Source organism: Klebsiella sp. RCJ4, from assembly GCF_009025755.1.
Lineage (GTDB): Bacteria > Pseudomonadota > Gammaproteobacteria > Enterobacterales > Enterobacteriaceae > Klebsiella > Klebsiella michiganensis.
The window spans coordinates 326169-342930 of sequence record NZ_WCIN01000042.1 but is presented as its reverse complement, the minus strand read 5'-3'; the positions used below and the strand labels follow the sequence as shown (position 1 = coordinate 342930).

General features: G+C 56.8%; 19 protein-coding genes. 8 read left to right on the top strand and 11 right to left on the bottom strand.

Features of this window, described 5'->3' with window-relative positions; translation table 11 throughout:
* Positions 1-51: 51 nt before the first annotated feature.
* Positions 52-915, bottom strand: a complete 864-nt coding sequence (locus F8562_RS22420; RefSeq protein WP_004855510.1) for a YicC/YloC family endoribonuclease — start codon at positions 913-915, stop codon at positions 52-54.
* 123 nt (positions 916-1038) lie between these two features.
* Between F8562_RS22420 and rph the strand changes: the two genes are divergently transcribed.
* Together rph and pyrE are read left to right on the top strand one after the other, a co-directional pair.
* Positions 1039-1755 (top strand): ribonuclease PH, encoded by a 717-nt coding sequence (rph, locus tag F8562_RS22415; protein ID WP_004106921.1) that lies wholly within the window; start codon positions 1039-1041, stop codon positions 1753-1755.
* Between the two features lie 65 nt (positions 1756-1820).
* Entirely contained in the window at positions 1821-2462 is a 642-nt protein-coding gene (gene pyrE, locus F8562_RS22410; RefSeq protein ID WP_004855508.1) for an orotate phosphoribosyltransferase, read from the top strand.
* A 152-nt stretch (positions 2463-2614) separates the two neighbouring features.
* Here pyrE and slmA read toward each other — a convergent pair whose 3' ends face one another.
* The 3 genes from slmA to coaBC form a co-directional block, all read right to left on the bottom strand.
* Positions 2615-3211 carry a nucleoid occlusion factor SlmA gene (slmA, locus tag F8562_RS22405; protein ID WP_004855507.1) on the bottom strand — a complete coding sequence of 199 codons (597 nt, stop codon included), beginning with the start codon at positions 3209-3211 and terminating at the stop codon, positions 2615-2617.
* 177 nt (positions 3212-3388) lie between these two features.
* Entirely contained in the window at positions 3389-3847 is a 459-nt protein-coding gene (dut, locus tag F8562_RS22400) for a dUTP diphosphatase (protein ID WP_004855506.1), read from the bottom strand.
* On the bottom strand, positions 3825-5036 hold the full coding sequence (coaBC, locus tag F8562_RS22395; protein WP_014227252.1) for a bifunctional phosphopantothenoylcysteine decarboxylase/phosphopantothenate--cysteine ligase CoaBC: 1212 nt from the start codon (positions 5034-5036) through the stop codon (positions 3825-3827). Before coaBC ends, dut begins: the two co-directional genes overlap by 23 nt.
* A gap of 175 nt (positions 5037-5211) precedes the next feature.
* Here coaBC and radC point away from each other — a divergent pair, with 175 nt between their 5' ends.
* The 4 genes from radC (at position 5212) to mutM (ending at position 7527) form a co-directional block, all read left to right on the top strand.
* Positions 5212-5877, top strand: a complete 666-nt coding sequence (gene radC, locus F8562_RS22390) for a RadC family protein (protein WP_004126657.1) — start codon at positions 5212-5214, stop codon at positions 5875-5877.
* Between the two features lie 216 nt (positions 5878-6093).
* Positions 6094-6330, top strand: a complete 237-nt coding sequence (gene rpmB, locus F8562_RS22385; protein ID WP_002436699.1) for a 50S ribosomal protein L28 — start codon at positions 6094-6096, stop codon at positions 6328-6330.
* 20 nt (positions 6331-6350) lie between these two features.
* A complete protein-coding gene (gene rpmG, locus F8562_RS22380) occupies positions 6351-6518 on the top strand; it encodes a 50S ribosomal protein L33 (RefSeq protein WP_003024094.1) in 168 nt (55 codons plus the stop codon).
* Between the two features lie 199 nt (positions 6519-6717).
* On the top strand, positions 6718-7527 hold the full coding sequence (gene mutM / locus F8562_RS22375) for a bifunctional DNA-formamidopyrimidine glycosylase/DNA-(apurinic or apyrimidinic site) lyase (RefSeq protein ID WP_014839792.1): 810 nt from the start codon (positions 6718-6720) through the stop codon (positions 7525-7527).
* Between the two features lie 123 nt (positions 7528-7650).
* Here the strand turns inward: mutM and coaD are convergent, their stop codons facing one another.
* The 7 genes from coaD to rfaQ form a co-directional block, all read right to left on the bottom strand.
* Positions 7651-8127, bottom strand: a complete 477-nt coding sequence (gene coaD / locus F8562_RS22370) for a pantetheine-phosphate adenylyltransferase (protein ID WP_004106901.1) — start codon at positions 8125-8127, stop codon at positions 7651-7653.
* A gap of 2 nt (positions 8128-8129) precedes the next feature.
* The gene (locus F8562_RS22365) at positions 8130-8900 is read right to left on the bottom strand and encodes a glycosyltransferase family 2 protein (protein WP_014227250.1); all 771 of its coding nucleotides are present in this window, start codon (positions 8898-8900) and stop codon (positions 8130-8132) included.
* Positions 8900-10174 carry a lipid IV(A) 3-deoxy-D-manno-octulosonic acid transferase gene (gene waaA, locus F8562_RS22360; RefSeq protein ID WP_014227249.1) on the bottom strand — a complete coding sequence of 425 codons (1275 nt, stop codon included), beginning with the start codon at positions 10172-10174 and terminating at the stop codon, positions 8900-8902. The genes F8562_RS22365 and waaA overlap by 1 nt, the downstream gene beginning before the upstream one ends.
* Positions 10175-10266: 92 nt before the next feature.
* Positions 10267-11256: a glycosyltransferase gene (locus F8562_RS22355; RefSeq protein ID WP_014839791.1), complete on the bottom strand. Its 990-nt coding sequence runs from the start codon at positions 11254-11256 to the stop codon at positions 10267-10269.
* A 30-nt stretch (positions 11257-11286) separates the two neighbouring features.
* Positions 11287-12381 (bottom strand): glycosyltransferase, encoded by a 1095-nt coding sequence (locus F8562_RS22350; RefSeq protein ID WP_014839790.1) that lies wholly within the window; start codon positions 12379-12381, stop codon positions 11287-11289.
* A gap of 2 nt (positions 12382-12383) precedes the next feature.
* On the bottom strand, positions 12384-13511 hold the full coding sequence (locus F8562_RS22345) for a glycosyltransferase family 4 protein (RefSeq protein WP_014227246.1): 1128 nt from the start codon (positions 13509-13511) through the stop codon (positions 12384-12386).
* A complete protein-coding gene (rfaQ, locus tag F8562_RS22340) occupies positions 13508-14584 on the bottom strand; it encodes a putative lipopolysaccharide heptosyltransferase III (RefSeq protein ID WP_014839789.1) in 1077 nt (358 codons plus the stop codon). The genes F8562_RS22345 and rfaQ overlap by 4 nt, the downstream gene beginning before the upstream one ends.
* 111 nt (positions 14585-14695) lie before the next feature.
* On the opposite strand from rfaQ, the gene F8562_RS22335 reads away from it, so the two are divergent.
* On the top strand, positions 14696-15658 hold the full coding sequence (locus F8562_RS22335; RefSeq protein WP_014227244.1) for a polysaccharide deacetylase family protein: 963 nt from the start codon (positions 14696-14698) through the stop codon (positions 15656-15658).
* Between the two features lie 21 nt (positions 15659-15679).
* Positions 15680-16762, top strand: a complete 1083-nt coding sequence (locus F8562_RS22330; RefSeq protein WP_014227243.1) for a glycosyltransferase family 9 protein — start codon at positions 15680-15682, stop codon at positions 16760-16762.

The window sequence follows — 16762 nt, the reverse complement described above, 5'->3', positions numbered from 1 at the left end:
ATGATTTACCATGGCCTTTTGTCCGTGCGTGGGTTGGCGAGCGAAAAACCGTTACTCGATGTTCTGAATCTGCTCGCGCATTTGTTCGATCAGCACTTTTAGCTCAATGGCGGAGTTCGTCACTTCGGCATTGATTGATTTAGACGCCAGGGTGTTCGACTCGCGGTTGAACTCCTGCATCATAAAGTCGAGGCGGCGACCGACCGCTTCTTTCTTCTTCAGGATATTCCACGTCTCTTTTACGTGCGCTTCCAGACGATCCAGCTCTTCGGCGACGTCTATACGCTGCGCCATCAGCACCAGCTCCTGCTCGAGGCGGTTGTTTTCCAGCTGCACTTCCGCATCTTCCAGCTTGGCAACCAGACGCTCGCGCTGCCACTGCAAAATTTCCGGCATATGGGCACGTACTTTAGCCACCTCGGCCGTCACGCCGTCGAGACGCTGTTCAATCAGCGCTTTCAGCGCCTGTCCTTCGGTTTCGCGGGCGATGATAAAGTCATCCAGCGCACCGTTTAACGCGCCCAGAATTTCGGCGGCAATGGCGTCCAGATCCTGTTCATGGGCCGACATCACGCCAGGCCAGCGCAGAATATCGACCGGATTGATTTCGCCTTCGTCGCTCTGCATTTTGACCCAGTTGGCGGCGTTAACCAGCTGCTTTGCCAGTTTTTCGTTAAGGATCAGCTCACCCTGCGCGCTCGGGTCCTGCTCAAAACGCAGGGTACATTCGACTTTACCGCGGGTCAGACGGGAGCGAATACGTTCACGCACCACGGGCTCCAGGCTACGGAACTGCTCCGGCAGGCGGAAGTAGGTTTCCAGATATCGTTGGTTTACCGAGCGCAGTTCCCACGCGGCGCTACCCCATTCACCCTTGATTTCACGCCGGGCGTAGGCGGTCATACTGCGGATCATAGACGTTCCTGTTTTTAAAGGAGAGTGGGGTGGATTATAGCTTTCGAGGCCTTATCAGGATAGGAATAAGCGCGCATTATCCGTATAATGCGCAGCCACATTCGTTTCAAGCCGGAGAACATCATGCGTCCAGCAGGCCGTAGCGCTAATCAAGTGCGCCCAGTAACCCTGACCCGTAACTACACAAAACACGCAGAAGGCTCCGTGCTGGTCGAATTTGGTGACACGAAAGTATTGTGCACCGCTTCTATTGATGAAGGCGTGCCGCGCTTTCTGAAAGGCCAGGGCCAGGGGTGGATCACCGCCGAATACGGCATGCTGCCGCGTTCTACCCATACGCGTAACGCGCGTGAAGCCGCAAAAGGTAAGCAGGGCGGACGCACCATGGAAATCCAGCGCCTGATCGCGCGTGCGCTGCGCGCGGCGGTTGACCTGAAAGCGCTGGGTGAGTTCACCATCACTCTGGACTGCGATGTGCTGCAGGCAGACGGCGGCACCCGTACCGCGTCTATCACCGGAGCCTGCGTGGCGCTGGCCGATGCGCTGAATAAGCTGGTCGCGGCCGGTAAGCTGAAAACCAACCCGATGAAAGGAATGGTGGCGGCGGTCTCCGTAGGCATCGTGAATGGCGAAGCGATTTGCGATCTGGAATACGTTGAAGATTCCGCGGCGGAAACCGATATGAACGTGGTGATGACCGAAGATGGCCGCATCATTGAGGTGCAGGGTACGGCGGAAGGCGAGCCGTTCACCCATGAAGAACTCCTCACCCTGCTGGCATTGGCCCGGGGGGGTATCGAATCCATTGTCACGACGCAGAAAGCGGCGTTGCAAAACTAGTTTTTAAGGCGACTGAGAAGTCGCCTTTTTTTTGTCCGTAGAAAAGTAAGATGAGGAGCGAATCCATGAAACCGTATCAGCGCCAGTTTATTGAGTTTGCGCTTAACAAGCAGGTACTTAAGTTTGGCGAGTTTACGCTGAAATCCGGGCGCAAGAGTCCCTATTTCTTCAACGCCGGCCTGTTTAATACCGGGCGCGATCTGGCACTGTTAGGCCGTTTTTATGCCGAAGCGCTGGTGGATTCCGGGATTGATTTTGACCTGCTGTTTGGCCCGGCCTATAAAGGCATCCCTATCGCCACGACCACGGCGGTCGCGCTGGCGGAACATCATGACCGCGATCTGCCTTACTGCTTTAACCGCAAAGAGGCAAAGACCCACGGCGAGGGTGGAAATCTGGTGGGGAGCGCGCTGCAGGGCCGCGTCATGCTGGTGGATGATGTTATTACCGCAGGCACCGCGATTCGGGAATCGATGGAAATTATTCAGGCCAACGGCGCTGAGCTGGCCGGCGTACTGATCTCTCTGGATCGTCAGGAACGCGGACGCGGCGAAATCTCCGCGATTCAGGAAGTTGAGCGCGACTACGGCTGTAAAGTAATTTCCATCGTGACGCTGAAAGACCTGATTAGCTATCTGGAAGAGAAGCCGGAAATGGCTGAACACCTGACTGCCGTTCGCGCCTATCGCGAAGCGTACGGCGTATAAACATCTGCCCGGCAGGCAACGGTCTGTCGGGTCGATTGCTGGCAAAACGGCCAGCCGCGGCGAGAAGAGCGCCTGGGTATCAATGCGGATAATGCCGGGCATTCCTGCGGGAAGAGATGCAGCCCTTCGGGCTGCACAGAGACAGGCGAGAATTATTTCAGCTGGGCGGCGACCAGCGGCCAGCGGGCGTCAAAATCGTCCGTCGGGCGATATTTAAACTCGCTGCGCACAAAGCGCGATAGCATCCCTTCGCAGAATGCCAACAGCTGGCTGGCCAGCAGGGCTTCATCGACGGTATAGCCTTCGCCTTCGCGCATTTTCTTTTCACGCAACACCTGACGCAGCTGAACTTCAATGCGCTCGAACAGCTGATTGATGCGGTCCTGAAGCCGGTCCTGTTCAAACATCAGCGCATGGCCGGTCAGAATTCTTGTCAGCCCAGGATTACGCTCGCCAAACCCAAGAATCAACAGCACAATCAGACGCAGGCGCGCTGAGGTGTCTTTTTCATCTTTTAAAATCAAATTGATGCGCGTAATCAGGCTGTCTTCGATAAATTCAATCAGGCTGTCAAACATGCGGGTCTTGCTCGGGAAGTGCCGATACAGAGCCGCTTCGGATACGCCAACGGACGCCGCCAGTTTCGCTGTGGTAATGCGCTGACTTCCATCGCTGGATTCAAGCATTAGCGCCAGAGATTGAAGTATTTCTTCGCGACGATTCCTTTTCGCAGTTTGTTTTTCTGCCATGTTTTAAAATACCCCTGAAAAAAAGCACTTGTCAGGCAGGCACCCACAAAGCGACCGCAAGCTGTTGCCTGCGGTGATGTTATTGCATTAGTGCGCTTTGCGATGCTGGTTCCACTTCATCCTTCAGGCAGCCCTTTTGCCGGCAGCGCCCCGAAAGAGTTTTGTCTATCGCCGGGCTTATTGACGCCCTGAGTGACCGAAGCCGCCTTCGCCGCGATCGGTGGCGTCAAAATCTTCCACCAGGTTAAATTCTGCCTGCACAACGGGCACAAACACCATTTGCGCGATACGCTCGCCGGGTTCGATGCTGAAGCTCTGCTGGCTGCGGTTCCAGACGGAAACCATCAGCTGGCCCTGATAGTCAGAATCAATCAGACCGACCAGGTTACCCAGTACGACGCCGTGCTTATGGCCCAGTCCGGAGCGCGGCAGAATCACCGCCGCCAGAGAGGGATCGGCAATATGAATCGCCAGGCCGGTTGGCACGAGGGTCGTTGCGCCAGGAGCCAGCTCTACGGCGTCATCGAGACAGGCTCGCAGGTCAAGTCCGGCGGAGCCGGAGGTGGCATAGGTCGGCAGCGGAAATTGCTGACCAACACGCGGGTCCAGAATCTTAACGTCGATTTTTTTCATCATAACGGGTAACGATCTCGTCGAGTAATAATTGGCCCAGGAGTTCCTTGCGCTCAAGTGGTAAGCGCTTATCTCCCTCCTGCCAGAAAAGGTGTAATGCATTGCTGTCGCTATTAAATCCCTGATTTGGCTGAGAAACATCATTGGCGCAAATCAGATCAAGATTTTTGCGGGCTCGCTTTTGCCGTGCGTATTCTTCCACATTATTTGTTTCGGCGGCAAACCCAACGACGTAAGGGCGGTTGGCCTTAAGCGCGGCGACCCCTGCGACGATATCCGGATTTTTAACCATTTTCAGGGTTAATTCATCACCTTGTTTTTTGATTTTTTCTTCGGCGATGGCGACCGCACGGTAGTCAGCGACCGCCGCACAACCAATAAAAATATGCTGCTGAGGCGCGCTGTTTTGCACCGCGGCTTCCATTTCCAGCGCGGTGGTGACATCAATTCTGTGTACAAACGGCGGCGTAGGCAGCGAAACCGGGCCGCTCACCAGCGTGACGTTCGCCCCGCGGCGTGCGGCGGCGGCGGCAATCGCGAAGCCCATCTTACCAGAACTGTGATTGGTGATATAACGCACCGGATCCAGCGGCTCGCGGGTGGGGCCCGCGGTAATCATGATGTTCAGATGTTGCAAATCTTTGACAGGCGAGAAATGCTGCGCGGCCATATCCACAATGGTCAGCGGGTCCAGCATCCGCCCCGGGCCAACATCGCCGCAGGCCTGGCTGCCGCTGTCCGGGCCCCAGACCAGCAGACCGCGGGCGGCAATGACGTCCAGATTATGCTGGGTGGCGGCGGCGCGATACATCTGCTGATTCATGGCGGGCACGACGGCGACCGGCGACGGCGTCGCGAGACAAATCGTCGAAACGAGATCGTTGGCCATCCCTGCCGCGACGCGAGCGATTAGGTCGGCGGTGGCGGGGGCAAGAATGACCAGGTCGGCCCATTTCCCCAGCTCAATATGGCCCATCGCCGCTTCGGCGGCCGGGTCGAGCAGGCTGTCGGAAACCGGATAACCGGATACCGCCTGTAGACTTAATGGCGTAATGAAGGCTTTTGCGGCTTCCGTCATGGCGACGCGGACATCCGCGCCGCGGTCACGCAGGCGGCGCACCAGTTCCGGCGTTTTATAGGCAGCAATGCCGCCGCTCACGCCAAGAACGATCTTTTTACCAGCCAGACTCATCATGATTTTTTCCTGTTGCGGTACACCAGAATTCGCGCATCTTATCACAATCCTGACGGCATCGTGTGCCTCGCGCAGATACACTTTGCGAGGCGCTACGCAGGGATAAAACTTGCGTCTCGGCGGCGCAAAAAGGCTGTGCCAGGATAGCGCGCAGTGGGAAGGAGATGCCGCGATGGAAATACAAGAATCCCTGATGCCGAGGGAAAAGATGCAGCGCTACGGTATCGAAGTTTTGTCGGATATTGAGCTGTTGGCGCTATTTTTACGTACCGGTACCCGCACGCAGGACGTGATGACATTTTCGCGGGAGCTGCTACAGCGTTTTGGCTCGCTTTACGGTCTGCTATCGGCGGAGGAGTCGCAGTTTGCTGAGGTGGAAGGCATTGGTCTGGCGAAATATGCGCAGCTAAAAGGGATTGCTGAACTGGCGCGACGCTATTTTAGCCTGCGAATGACGGAAGAACCCTCTCTGGTTACCCCGTCGATGACGCGGGAATTTCTGCAAAGCCAGCTGGCCGACGAAGAGCGTGAGATCTTCATGGTGATCTTTTTAGATAATCAGAACCGGGTATTGAAACATAGCCGCCTTTTTTCTGGTACTCTTAGCCACGTTGAGGTGCATCCGCGAGAAATCGTACGCGAAGCCATCAAAGTGAACGCCGCCGCGGTGATCCTGGCACATAATCATCCATCCGGTAGTCCTGAGCCGAGCAAGGCCGACAGGTTGATTACCGAAAGAGTGATAAAATGTTGTCGATTCATGGATATACGTGTGCTGGATCACCTTGTTATTGGCCGCGGAGCGTACGTATCTTTTGCTGAACGCGGCTGGATTTAGCCCCGATCGCGCGATCCATCGGGATCTTTGTCTGTTCGGGACTTGAGCACATCGCCGAGTCAGCGTATACTACGCCACCTTTGAGAATCTCGGGTTTGGCATTTGGGCCTGGCAATCGAGAGTTCGCTTAGAACTGCGATGACCGGGCTGTAAAGCCTGACGAGGCGCCAATACCCCATACGAAGCTCGAGCTAATTTGATTTTTGGAGAATAGACATGTCCCGAGTCTGCCAAGTTACTGGCAAGCGTCCGGTGACCGGTAACAACCGTTCCCACGCACTGAACGCGACTAAACGCCGTTTCCTGCCGAACCTGCACTCTCACCGTTTCTGGGTTGAGAGCGAGAAGCGTTTTGTCACCCTGCGCGTATCTGCTAAAGGTATGCGTGTTATTGATAAGAAAGGCATCGATACAGTTCTGTCCGAACTGCGTGCCCGTGGCGAAAAGTACTAAGTACTTAGAGGAAATAAGTCATGGCTAAAGGTATTCGTGAGAAAATCAAGCTGGTTTCTTCTGCTGGTACTGGTCACTTCTATACCACCACGAAGAACAAACGTACTAAGCCGGAAAAACTGGAACTGAAAAAGTTCGATCCAGTTGTCCGTCAGCACGTTTTATACAAAGAAGCTAAAATCAAATAATTTTAGATTCCTTGTAAAGAAAAACCCCGCCTCGGCGGGGTTTTTTGTTATCAAGACTACGCTACCGTCTACACCGTTGGCGCTGGCGAACGTTTACCCCCTGCGCCAGGCGGAAGAGCATGCTGAACAATAATTGCCCTGAACCTCGTCGCTGAACGCGGTAAGATAGTGCATCCTGCCGTTTTTGTTCGAGAAAAGAATGCCTGAATTACCTGAAGTAGAAACCAGCCGCCGCGGCATTGAGCCGCACCTGGTGGGAGCCACCATCCTGCACGCCGTTGTGCGCAACGGGCGCCTGCGTTGGCCGGTCTCCGAAGAGATCTATCGTCTGAGCGACGTTCCGGTGTTCAGCGTACGCCGCCGCGCTAAATATCTGCTGCTGGAACTGCCCGACGGCTGGATTATCGTCCACCTTGGGATGTCGGGAAGCCTGCGTATCCTGAGCGAAGAGCTGCCCGCGGAAAAACACGATCACGTGGACCTGGTGATGAGTAACGGCAAGGTGCTGCGCTATACCGACCCGCGTCGTTTTGGCGCCTGGCTGTGGACCAAAGCGCTGGAAGGGCATCCGGTGCTGGCGCATCTGGGGCCGGAGCCGCTGAGCGATGAGTTCAACGCCGATTATCTGCAGGCGAAGTGCGCGAAGAAAAAAACCGCGATTAAGCCCTGGCTAATGGATAATAAGCTGGTGGTCGGGGTGGGCAATATCTACGCCAGCGAATCGCTCTTTTCGGCGGGCATTCACCCCGACAGGCTGGCCTCTTCACTGTCGCGCGAGGAGTGCGAGCAGCTGGTGAAAGTGATTAAGCTGGTCCTGCTGCGCTCTATCGAACAGGGTGGGACGACGCTGAAAGATTTCCTGCAAAGCGACGGTAAACCGGGCTACTTTGCCCAGGAGCTGCAGGTGTATGGCCGCAAGGGCGAGCCGTGCCGCATTTGCGGGACGCTGGTTATCGGCAGTAAACACGCCCAGCGGGCGACGTTTTATTGTCGCCAGTGCCAGAAGTAAAGTGCGGGGGTTGCCGTGAACCCGGCTTGCGCTGCGCTTAGCCGGGCTACAGGGCTGCGCTTGGTCCGGTAGCCCGGACAGATGCGCAGCATCGCCTCCGGGAAGAGCCCCGATGGCGCAGGATTACAGCTTCTTCAGCAGCGCCTGGTGAACGTTTGCCGGCAGAAAGTGAGAGACGTCGCCCTGGTGGCGCGCCACTTCTTTCACCAGCGAAGAGGAGATAAACGACCACTCTTTGCACGGCATCAGAAACACGCTCTCCAGCGTCGGCATCAAATGACGGTTCATATGCGCCAGCTGCATCTCATATTCAAAATCCGCCACCGCCCGCAGGCCGCGAATTAAAATGTTCGCCTGCTGTGCGCGGGCAAAATTGGCCATTAAATCGCTGAAGCCAATAACCTCAACGTTGACCAGATGCGCCGTTGCCTGGGTGGCCAGCGCGATGCGCTCGTCGAGAGTGAACATCGGCTTTTTGCTCGGGCTGGCGGCGATAGCCAGCAGCACCTTATCGAACATGCTGGCCGCGCGGGTGACGATATCGATATGGCCGTTGGTGATAGGGTCGAAGGTTCCCGGATAGATCGCTTTTGTGCTCATAATCACACTTTCTCCGAGTAGCCGCGGCTCAGGGCCCACAGCTCGGTGTATTTATTAAACGTGTATTGCGCGTTGACCACCGCCAGCAGCCAACCTTGTTTCCCATCCAGAATGCCCCCGCGCAGCAGCAGCGTTTTCACAAAGGCGCCCAGCGTATGGCCGAAGATAGCGGCCAGCGAGGTCTTTTTGCCTCTCTGATGGCGCTCCTGCGCCCAGGCGGCGGCGTAGGCCAGCTGCTTTTGCTGAAAGCCGGAGAAATCACGGCAGGTCAGATGCAGCAGGTCGCCCGCGAGTTCGATAACCCGCGCGCCCTGGGCGTCGAGAGATTCGTGGACCAGATTATCGTTATAGCGGTAACGGTCGCGTTCGTACAGGCGCATCACGCGGTCGGGGTACCAGCCGCTGTGGCGCATAAAGCGGCCAAGGAAATAGTTGCGCCGGGCGATGCTGTATATCGCGCCGGTTTGCGGCGCGGCCAGCACGCTGCGGATAGACTGCGCAAGCTCCGGAGTGACGCGCTCGTCGGTATCGATCATCAGCACGTAGTCGCCGGTGGCGTAGGCCTGAGCGCGCTGGCGCTGAATACCGTAGCCCTGCCAGTCGCGATTGACATGCACCTGAACGCCCTGGCTACGGGCGAGTTCGACGGTGTTGTCGCTGCTGCCGGAATCCAGCAGCACTATCTCATCGGCCCAGCTTACCGACGCCAGACAATCAGGCAGCAGATCCGCCGCGTTTTTGGCGATCATCACGACCGAGAGTCGAGGCGACATTAGTGGCTCCGCTGCGGCAGATAGGGTTGCAATAACTGTAGCAGACGGGAGAGCGCGCCCTGGTTTTGGTGCAGAACTTCCACCGCATGGCGACCGTACCACAGACGGTAATCTTCATCGGTCAGCAGGTTAGACACCTGCGTTACCAGCGAGTCGGCGTCGGTGACGGTAATCAGTCCATCGTCCTGCTGCAGCTTGGCGCAGATATCTTTGAAGTTGAACGTGTGCGGACCCATCAGTACCGGTATCGCATGGGCGGCGGGCTCCAGCGGGTTATGGCCGCCGCGCTCCACCAGGCTACCGCCGACAAACGCGAGGTCGGCAATACCGTACAGCAGCATCAGCTCGCCCATGGTATCGCCAATCACCACCTGGGTACTGTTAGACGGGATTTCGCCGGTGCTGCGCAGGGTGTAGCTCATTCCCGCTTTCTGCACCATCTCGCGGGCGTCGCCGAAGCGCTCCGGATGGCGAGGGACAAGGATCAGCAGCAGGTTGGGGAAACGCTCCAGCAGCTGCTTATGCGCCTGAAGAATAATTTGTTCTTCGCCGTCGTGGGTGCTGGTGGCAATCCATACCTGGCGGTGCGGCGCCCACTGGCGGCGCAGGGTGATGGCGCGAGCCGCCAGCTCCGGCGTGACCGAAATATCAAACTTCAGGCTGCCGGTGACCGCCAGCTGATTGCGTTTCAGGCCAAGAGCGATAAAGCGGCTGGCGTCTTCTTCATTCTGCGCGGCGATAAGGGTAATGCGGCTCAGCAGCCGACGCATAAATTTCCCCAGTTTGGCATAGCCTTTCGCCGAGCGTTCGGAGAGGCGGGCGTTGGCGATTACCAGCGGGATTTTACGCTTGTGCAGCGTGGCGACCATGTTCGGCCACAGTTCGGTTTCCATGACGATAACCAGCTTCGGCTGAACGGTATTGAAGAAACGGTTCATCGCGCCGGGCAGATCGTAAGGCAGATAGACGTGATGCACGTCTTTGCCGAAAGCGGACATGGCGCGTTCAGAGCCGGTTGGCGTCATGGTGGTGACGGTGATCGGCAGATAGGGGTAACGGTGGCGTAGCGCGCGCACCAGCGGAATCGCCGCCAGCGTTTCACCTACGGAAACGGAATGCAGCAGGATGCCACCCGGTTCTACCTTGTTCTGGCAGAAGCCATAACGTTCCTTCCAGCGTTTACGATAGGCAGGGGCCTTACGGCTGCGTAACAGCAGTCGCAGCCACACCAGCGGCTGAATGAGGTAAAGTAGGGCGGTATAAAGCAATTCCAAGCGATTTATCCGTATTTATGTTTTTGCGGGCAAATTCTAAGCATTTAACCCGCGTAAAGCTATCTCTTTGGCGGAAACTAAGGGATTCAGTATTAAGCCGCGTCGCGATAGCGCTTGATGCGCAGATAGCGGCGTCCAAGACGCCAGCGTAGACGGAACGTACGGGCGTTTTTCCAGATCAGGCGCCAGATACCGCGGTCAAAGAACTCTTTAATGATAATATGCTTTTTTGACTCATCTTTCATGCTATCGAAGGTATGAATAATTCCCAGCCCCTCTTTGGCGATCTGCCAGCGGCAGGCGGAAATATCGCGAACCTTGTCCGGATAACGCTGGTTGATGGCGTCCAGCATCTCAAGAATCTTCATATAGTGGCGCGCTGAACGCATCAGCGTGTCGTCGTTGTCCGGCTTATGCGACACCGATTCCGAGTGAATATAGTAATCGTAGAACTGCTCGCTGGTGTACTGCACGCGTTCTGCCGCCAGCAGCACTTCGGTGGTCCAGGGAATATCCTGATGGCGCAGGCCAGGCTCAAAGTGGAAGCGGTGGCTGGCGATAAACTCCCGGCGGTAGATATTCAGCCAGGTGACATGCAGGAACTTACGAGAATCCAGCGCCTGCTTTAACCAGACGTGGCCGGGCAAAACGCCGGTCGACTGCAGCCGGTCCAGCGGAAAAATAGGATGGATATCTTTTTTCGTCTCGTAGACGTAGCGGCCGTTGCAGGTGGCGACGTCTAGATTGCCCTTTTCCGCCATCTCCAGAAGCGTACGGTACATGCCCGGGTAAAGCTTATCGTCGATATCCGGGAAGGTCAGGTACTTACCCGTCGCCGCGGCGAGGCCGGTATTGCGCGCCACCGACACGCCCTGGTTTTCCTGCTCCAGCACGAGCACGTTTTGCAGGCGGTCTTTCCACTGGTCGATAACCGCAAGGCTGTCGTCCGTCGACCCGTCGTTCACCAGGATCAGTTCATAGCTTTCCAGCTGCTGTTGCTCAAGGCACTCAAAGAATTGCGCAAGGAATTTTTCGCCGTTATAGACGGCGGCTACGATGCTTAGTAAAGGCGTTTGACTCATAACTCATTCGATCCTGGTTGAATAACGGCGTCAGGCGCTGCGCAGCTGACGATACTGCTGACAAATCGATGCCACGCTGAACTTCTCCAGCGCCGCTGCGTCGATGGCCGGCGGGCTATGGTAAATGCTTTGCATCGTCTGAGCCAGCGCCGGGCTGTTGAGATCCGCCAGGCCACGCGACAGCTCGCCGGTGAGGATCTCGGTCACGCCGCCCGGGCAGCGGGTGCTGGCGACCGGCGTATCCAGCAGCAGCGCCTCAACCACCACGTTGCCAAAGCCTTCGCTATCGGAGCTGAGGACCAGCATCCGCGCGCCTTTAATCCACGGCAGCGGGTTTTTCTGGAAGCCCTTAAACAGGACGCGATCGGCAACCTGTAGCTGCTGCGCCAGCTGGCGCAGGCGCTGTTCTTGTTCCGGTTTTCCCTGCCCCAGCAGCACCAGCGGCGCATCGATACCGCTTTGCGCATACGCCTCAATCAGGCGGTCGTGGCGTTTACCGGGATGAAAGCGGCCCACGTGGATAATATAGTCGCCGTCGGGGCGCTGGCTGGGCTCTTCAGCCGCGGCGCGCAGAGCGGGGATATCAAACGGGTTATAGATGGTTTTAAGCTGGGCCGGGCGAATGGCGAACTGCTCGACCAGGTCTTGACCTACCGCATCGGAGACGGCGACGACGTTACGTCCCTGGTAAACGCGCCCGATTTTCTGCTGTTTCAGCCAGCGGTCAAAACCGCTGCGGTGTCCGAGATAGGACGCGGAGAACACGCCGTGCAGGCAAAACCAGACGTTGCGTCCGTTCAGCAGGCGGCTGCGGGAGACAATGCGGTCGGTTTTATGCAGATTCGAGAGCACCAGATCGAAACGGCCCTGCCGTTCTGCTTTCTCAATTGCCGCATCAAGCTGGCGCGCGCGCCGGGACAGCTCCGTCAGCTTGCGCCACGGCTTGCGGCAGCGATCGGCGATGACCTGATAATCCAGCCCTTCCGGCAGCGGATAATCGCAGACGTCGCGCAGGGAAAAAAGCGATACCTGTTCACCCTGGCTGAGAAAATGCGCTGCCAGCGTCAGCACGACTTTTTCCGCGCCGCCGCCGGGCAGGCCGTCGATAACAAACAGTATGCGCATCGTTATTTCACCAAATCCTGATAGAGGGAGAGCAGCTGCGCCGAGAGACGTTCGCTGGTGCAGGTCATGATGCGCTCGCGGGCGCGTTCGCCTTGCGCAGAGCCTAACGCCCGGGCGGGCAGGGCGATAACCGACTCCTGCAGGGCCGGGATATCCAGCGCATCGCAAACGTAGCCATTGCTGCCCTGAACAATAAACTCCGCGCCGCCGCAGCCGGTAGTCGTAATCACCGGCAGGCCGCAGGCCATCGCTTCGAGAATGACGTTGGGAAACGGATCGTACAGCGTCGGCAGCAGCAGGCCGTCGGCCATCTGATAGAACGGCAGGGTTTCCGATTGCATGCCGAAGAAGCGCACCCGCTCCTCGCAGTTCAGCGTTTTCGCCAGCTGCTGATAGCGGCCCTGCTCTTTATCTTTGCCCACCACCAGCAGGTAGCGGTTGGTCGGCGCGATGGCGCGGATCGCCGCATCCAGTCCCTTGCGCTCAAAGCCGGAGCCGACGTAGATCAGGCAGGTCGCCTGGCGCGGCAGATTCCATTTGGCGCGCAGCGCGACAAAGGCTTCTTCCGTCGGCGGCAGAAAACGCTGGTTATCGATAGCGTTATAGATAACGTGGATTTTTTCCGCCGGCAGGCCGAAGTCTTCAATAATCTCGCGTTTAATCATCTCCGCGTTGCAGATAACGCCGCGCAGGTGCGCGTCCTGGTACATGTCGCGCTCGGCCTGCATCACATAGCGATGGTAGCGGTCGGCAAACAGCAGGCGGCTTTTCCAGCCGGGCAAAATGCGCGAGCGCTGCTGCAGCCAGCGGCGGTGCACGCCGTCTCCGGCGCGGTACAGGTCGCAGCCGGGGATACGCTCGTGGCTTTGCACCAGATCGAAGGCTTCGCGCTGCCATAGCTGGCGGGCGGCGTCGGCAAATCCTCGCTCGCGGCTGATCCGCCCCCATTTGCGCGGATTGCAGATGTGGATGTTCCACTCGGGCTTCACCGGCCCCTGCCATTCGCGGGTGATGACGTTCAGTTCAAGATCGCTGTCGTCGAGGGCTTCCAGCGCGCGGGAGACAAAGCGCTCCGCGCCGCCGTCCGGGCGATACTTCTGGCGTACCAGAGCCAGCCTGAATTTACTCATGCCAGTACCTTTTTCGCCGCCGCGATAACCGCGTCGGTGGGGATTAAATCGAGAAAGCGTTCGTTGGTGTTGGTATCAATGTCGTCAGGATCGGGAATCGATCCGAAATCACCCGCCCAAATCACCTCGCCCTGCGCCTGCCATGGACGCCAGAAGGTGAGCTTGGAGGGGCCGAATAGCGCCACCAGCGGCGTACCGAGCGCGGCGGCCATATGCATCGGCACGGAGTCGACGCCGATAAACAGGCGGGCATGGTCGATGACGGACGCCAGCTGGCGCAGGGTGAGCAGCCCGGCGAGGGAGTGCAGGCGAGCATTGGGGCAGCCCGCCATAATGGTGTCGATCATCTGCTTCTCTCTGGCGTCAGGGCCGGAGGTCAGCACGACCGGGTAGCCTGCTTCAGAAAGCGCGTTTATCAGGGCGCTCATCCGCCCTTCGCGCCAGCACTTAAAGAACCAGCGGGAGGTTGGCTGAATGACGATATAGTTATCCTGAAATCCTGCCGGCAGCAGCGCGCGGCTGGCGCGCCAGTCCTGCTCGCTGTAGCCCATCGTCGCCGGCGCGTCAGCAATATCCAGCCCAAGCGGCGCCAGAATCGACAGATTCTGCTGCACGGTATGCAGCTGGTTATGCCGCTCGGTTGAGGCGAGGGCGGTATGGCAAAAACGCCAGGCCGGGTGGCGACGCTTCGGAAAGTCAAAGCCGATACGGATGGCAGCCCCGGTCAGTTTGGTGATGATCGCGCTGGGCCACTGATCGGCAAGATTGAGCACCATATCGTAGCGCTGCTGGCGGAGCGTGCGAATCAGCCGCCACTCCATCTTCAGCTGATGGCCGGCGCCCTGTTTTTTCCAGCGCCGGTCAATGCCGTAAATGTGGCGGATATCGGTATTCGCTGCGAGCATATCCCGGGTTTCTTCATAAAGCAGCACATCCACGCAGGCGGCGGGATATTGCTGCTTAAGCGCGTGAATAAGCGGCGTTATCAATAACATATCGCCATGATGGCGAAGCTTAATAACCAGGATTCGCGCCGGGTTCACGCGGCCGGAAGTGCGGGTTTCAGGCGTCATTCTCTATTCTTCATTCAGGGGCAGGGCTCCGATTCTAGGGGATCAGATAGATTGAGAGAAGCCTTGTCTTGCTCTACCATGACCCGATACGTATGGCCTGAGGACGTTTTCGTGCACAAACCCGCATTTCTCATCACGATTGATACAGAGGGTGATAACCTCTGGCAAAAACATGACAGCATCACCACCGAGAATGCGCGCTATCTACCGCGTTTTCAGCAGCTTTGCGAAAAGTATGGTTTTAAACCGGTCTGGTTGACCAACTATGAAATGGCCATCGACCCGGTTTATATCGAATTTGCCAAAGATGCGATCGCCCGGGGAACCGCGGAAATCGGTATGCATCTCCACGCGTGGAACAGCCCGCCGACCGATCCGCTCACCGATGACGACTGGCGACATAAACCGTATTTGATCGAGTACAGCGATGCGGCGATGCGGGCAAAAGTCGACTATATGACCCGTCTGCTGGAGGATACCTTCCAGACCAAAATGGTCAGCCATCGCGCCGGGCGCTGGGCGTTTGACGAGCGCTACGCGCGTCTGCTGGTGGAGTATGGCTATCTGGTGGATTGCTCGGTTACCCCGAGGGTGAACTGGAAGACGGCGAAAGGCGCGCCGCAGGGCGACGGCGGTACCGATTACCGTGATTTCCCGCAGCACGCCTATTTTCTTGACGAGAATGATATCCGTCGTGAAGGGCAATCATCGCTGCTGGAAGTGCCGATGAGCATTCAGTACAAGCATTCCGCGTGGATGAATAGCCTGAAGCAGGGCTACGATCGCCTGCGCGGCAAAGTACGCTCGCCGTCGGTACACTGGCTGCGTCCGATGGGCGGCAACGTTGAGACGATGAAAAAAGTGGTCGAACAAACGTTGACTCAGGGTAATGACTACGTCGAATATATGCTCCACTCTTCAGAGTACATGCCCGGCGGCAGCCCAACGTTTAAAAACGAGCAGGATATCGAGCGCTTATATGCCGATCTGGACGCTTTTTTCAGCTGGCTGGCGCCGCAGGTGAAGGGAATGACGTTGGCGGAGTACTACCAACAGAAACTCACACAGCGATAAAAGATCACAACCAGGTACCGTATGCGTATCGTGAAGCAGTTTACGCGGAAGAAAAATGCCTTCTTCCGCGAAATTAAGTTTAATTTAATTAACTATCGTTACAGAAATAAAAGCGCACGCCAGCCCTTTAATTCCGCGAAGATTCAGCATGTTTTATTATTGCGCCTGGATGACAAAGTTGGGGATATGGTCGTAACGACCGGCTGCGCAAAGCTTTTAGCTGACCGGGGCTATAAGGTTTCGGTTCTTACCGGGCCGGTTTGTAAGCAGATGCTTGCCGGTGCGGATTTTCTTGAGCAGGTTTATTTATATCAGCCGCGGATGCCGTTAAACGCACTGCGTGCGGCAGGATTTGACGCGGTCGTTGATTTTGATGACGTGAAAACCTACGAGCGTTTTAAACTGCTGGCTGATTTACGCCCTGGCTGCGTTATCGGTTTTAATAAACAAGAATATAAGCTTTACGATCACTCTATCCCTTTTCTGGATAGCAGCAGCCATATTTCCGCGCGCTATAAAGCCGTCGCCAGGCTATTTGGCATAGAACACCCTCATTACCACTATCATCTGCCCGGCGATGCTTTTGAGCGGGAAAGAGTCAAAACACTGCTGGCTCAGCACAAGGGGAGTCAGCTCTGTATTGCCATAAACCCGTTTACCGCCTCAACGGATAAAGACTTTTGCCGTCATCAGGTTTCTGCTCTGATTGAACGCTTATATACGCTCCCTTATAAAATCAGCGTCGTGATGGTCGGGCATAGCGAGAAAATTCGTCAGCTTAATCTGGAAACGGCGCTGCATCTGCCAGATAGCAATATTAATTCAGCGGTTGAGATTGTTCGCCACTGCGATCTGGTGATTACGGCGGATACCGCCATCGTGCATATTGCTCGCGCGTTCGACAAGCCCATGGTGGCGGTTTACAACAAACGTAAACTCAAAGATACCGGTTTGCCGGGCTATACCATTTGGGCGCCTGGTTATGACAAGGCCAGACAAATTGTCTGCGAAGAGACTAACGTCGCCGACATGACCATTGACGCGGTCTGGCCGGCGATCAAAGCGCAGGCGGATGCCCTGATCGCCGCTCGCCAGCAGGCATAA

Coding starts and splice junctions, on each gene's coding strand:
- mutM (WP_014839792.1), top strand. CDS start 6,718: ATGCCTGAATTACCTGAAGTAGAAACCAGCCGCCGCGGCATTGAGCCG.
- F8562_RS22365 (WP_014227250.1), bottom strand. CDS start 8,900: ATGTCGCCTCGACTCTCGGTCGTGATGATCGCCAAAAACGCGGCGGAT.
- F8562_RS22345 (WP_014227246.1), bottom strand. CDS start 13,511: ATGAGTAAATTCAGGCTGGCTCTGGTACGCCAGAAGTATCGCCCGGAC.
- rph (WP_004106921.1), top strand. CDS start 1,039: ATGCGTCCAGCAGGCCGTAGCGCTAATCAAGTGCGCCCAGTAACCCTG.
- rpmB (WP_002436699.1), top strand. CDS start 6,094: ATGTCCCGAGTCTGCCAAGTTACTGGCAAGCGTCCGGTGACCGGTAAC.
- radC (WP_004126657.1), top strand. CDS start 5,212: ATGGAAATACAAGAATCCCTGATGCCGAGGGAAAAGATGCAGCGCTAC.
- pyrE (WP_004855508.1), top strand. CDS start 1,821: ATGAAACCGTATCAGCGCCAGTTTATTGAGTTTGCGCTTAACAAGCAG.
- coaD (WP_004106901.1), bottom strand. CDS start 8,127: ATGAGCACAAAAGCGATCTATCCGGGAACCTTCGACCCTATCACCAAC.
- F8562_RS22355 (WP_014839791.1), bottom strand. CDS start 11,256: ATGAGTCAAACGCCTTTACTAAGCATCGTAGCCGCCGTCTATAACGGC.
- rpmG (WP_003024094.1), top strand. CDS start 6,351: ATGGCTAAAGGTATTCGTGAGAAAATCAAGCTGGTTTCTTCTGCTGGT.
- F8562_RS22420 (WP_004855510.1), bottom strand. CDS start 915: ATGATCCGCAGTATGACCGCCTACGCCCGGCGTGAAATCAAGGGTGAA.
- F8562_RS22330 (WP_014227243.1), top strand. CDS start 15,680: ATGCGTATCGTGAAGCAGTTTACGCGGAAGAAAAATGCCTTCTTCCGC.
- F8562_RS22350 (WP_014839790.1), bottom strand. CDS start 12,381: ATGCGCATACTGTTTGTTATCGACGGCCTGCCCGGCGGCGGCGCGGAA.
- slmA (WP_004855507.1), bottom strand. CDS start 3,211: ATGGCAGAAAAACAAACTGCGAAAAGGAATCGTCGCGAAGAAATACTT.
- dut (WP_004855506.1), bottom strand. CDS start 3,847: ATGATGAAAAAAATCGACGTTAAGATTCTGGACCCGCGTGTTGGTCAG.
- rfaQ (WP_014839789.1), bottom strand. CDS start 14,584: ATGACGCCTGAAACCCGCACTTCCGGCCGCGTGAACCCGGCGCGAATC.
- coaBC (WP_014227252.1), bottom strand. CDS start 5,036: ATGAGTCTGGCTGGTAAAAAGATCGTTCTTGGCGTGAGCGGCGGCATT.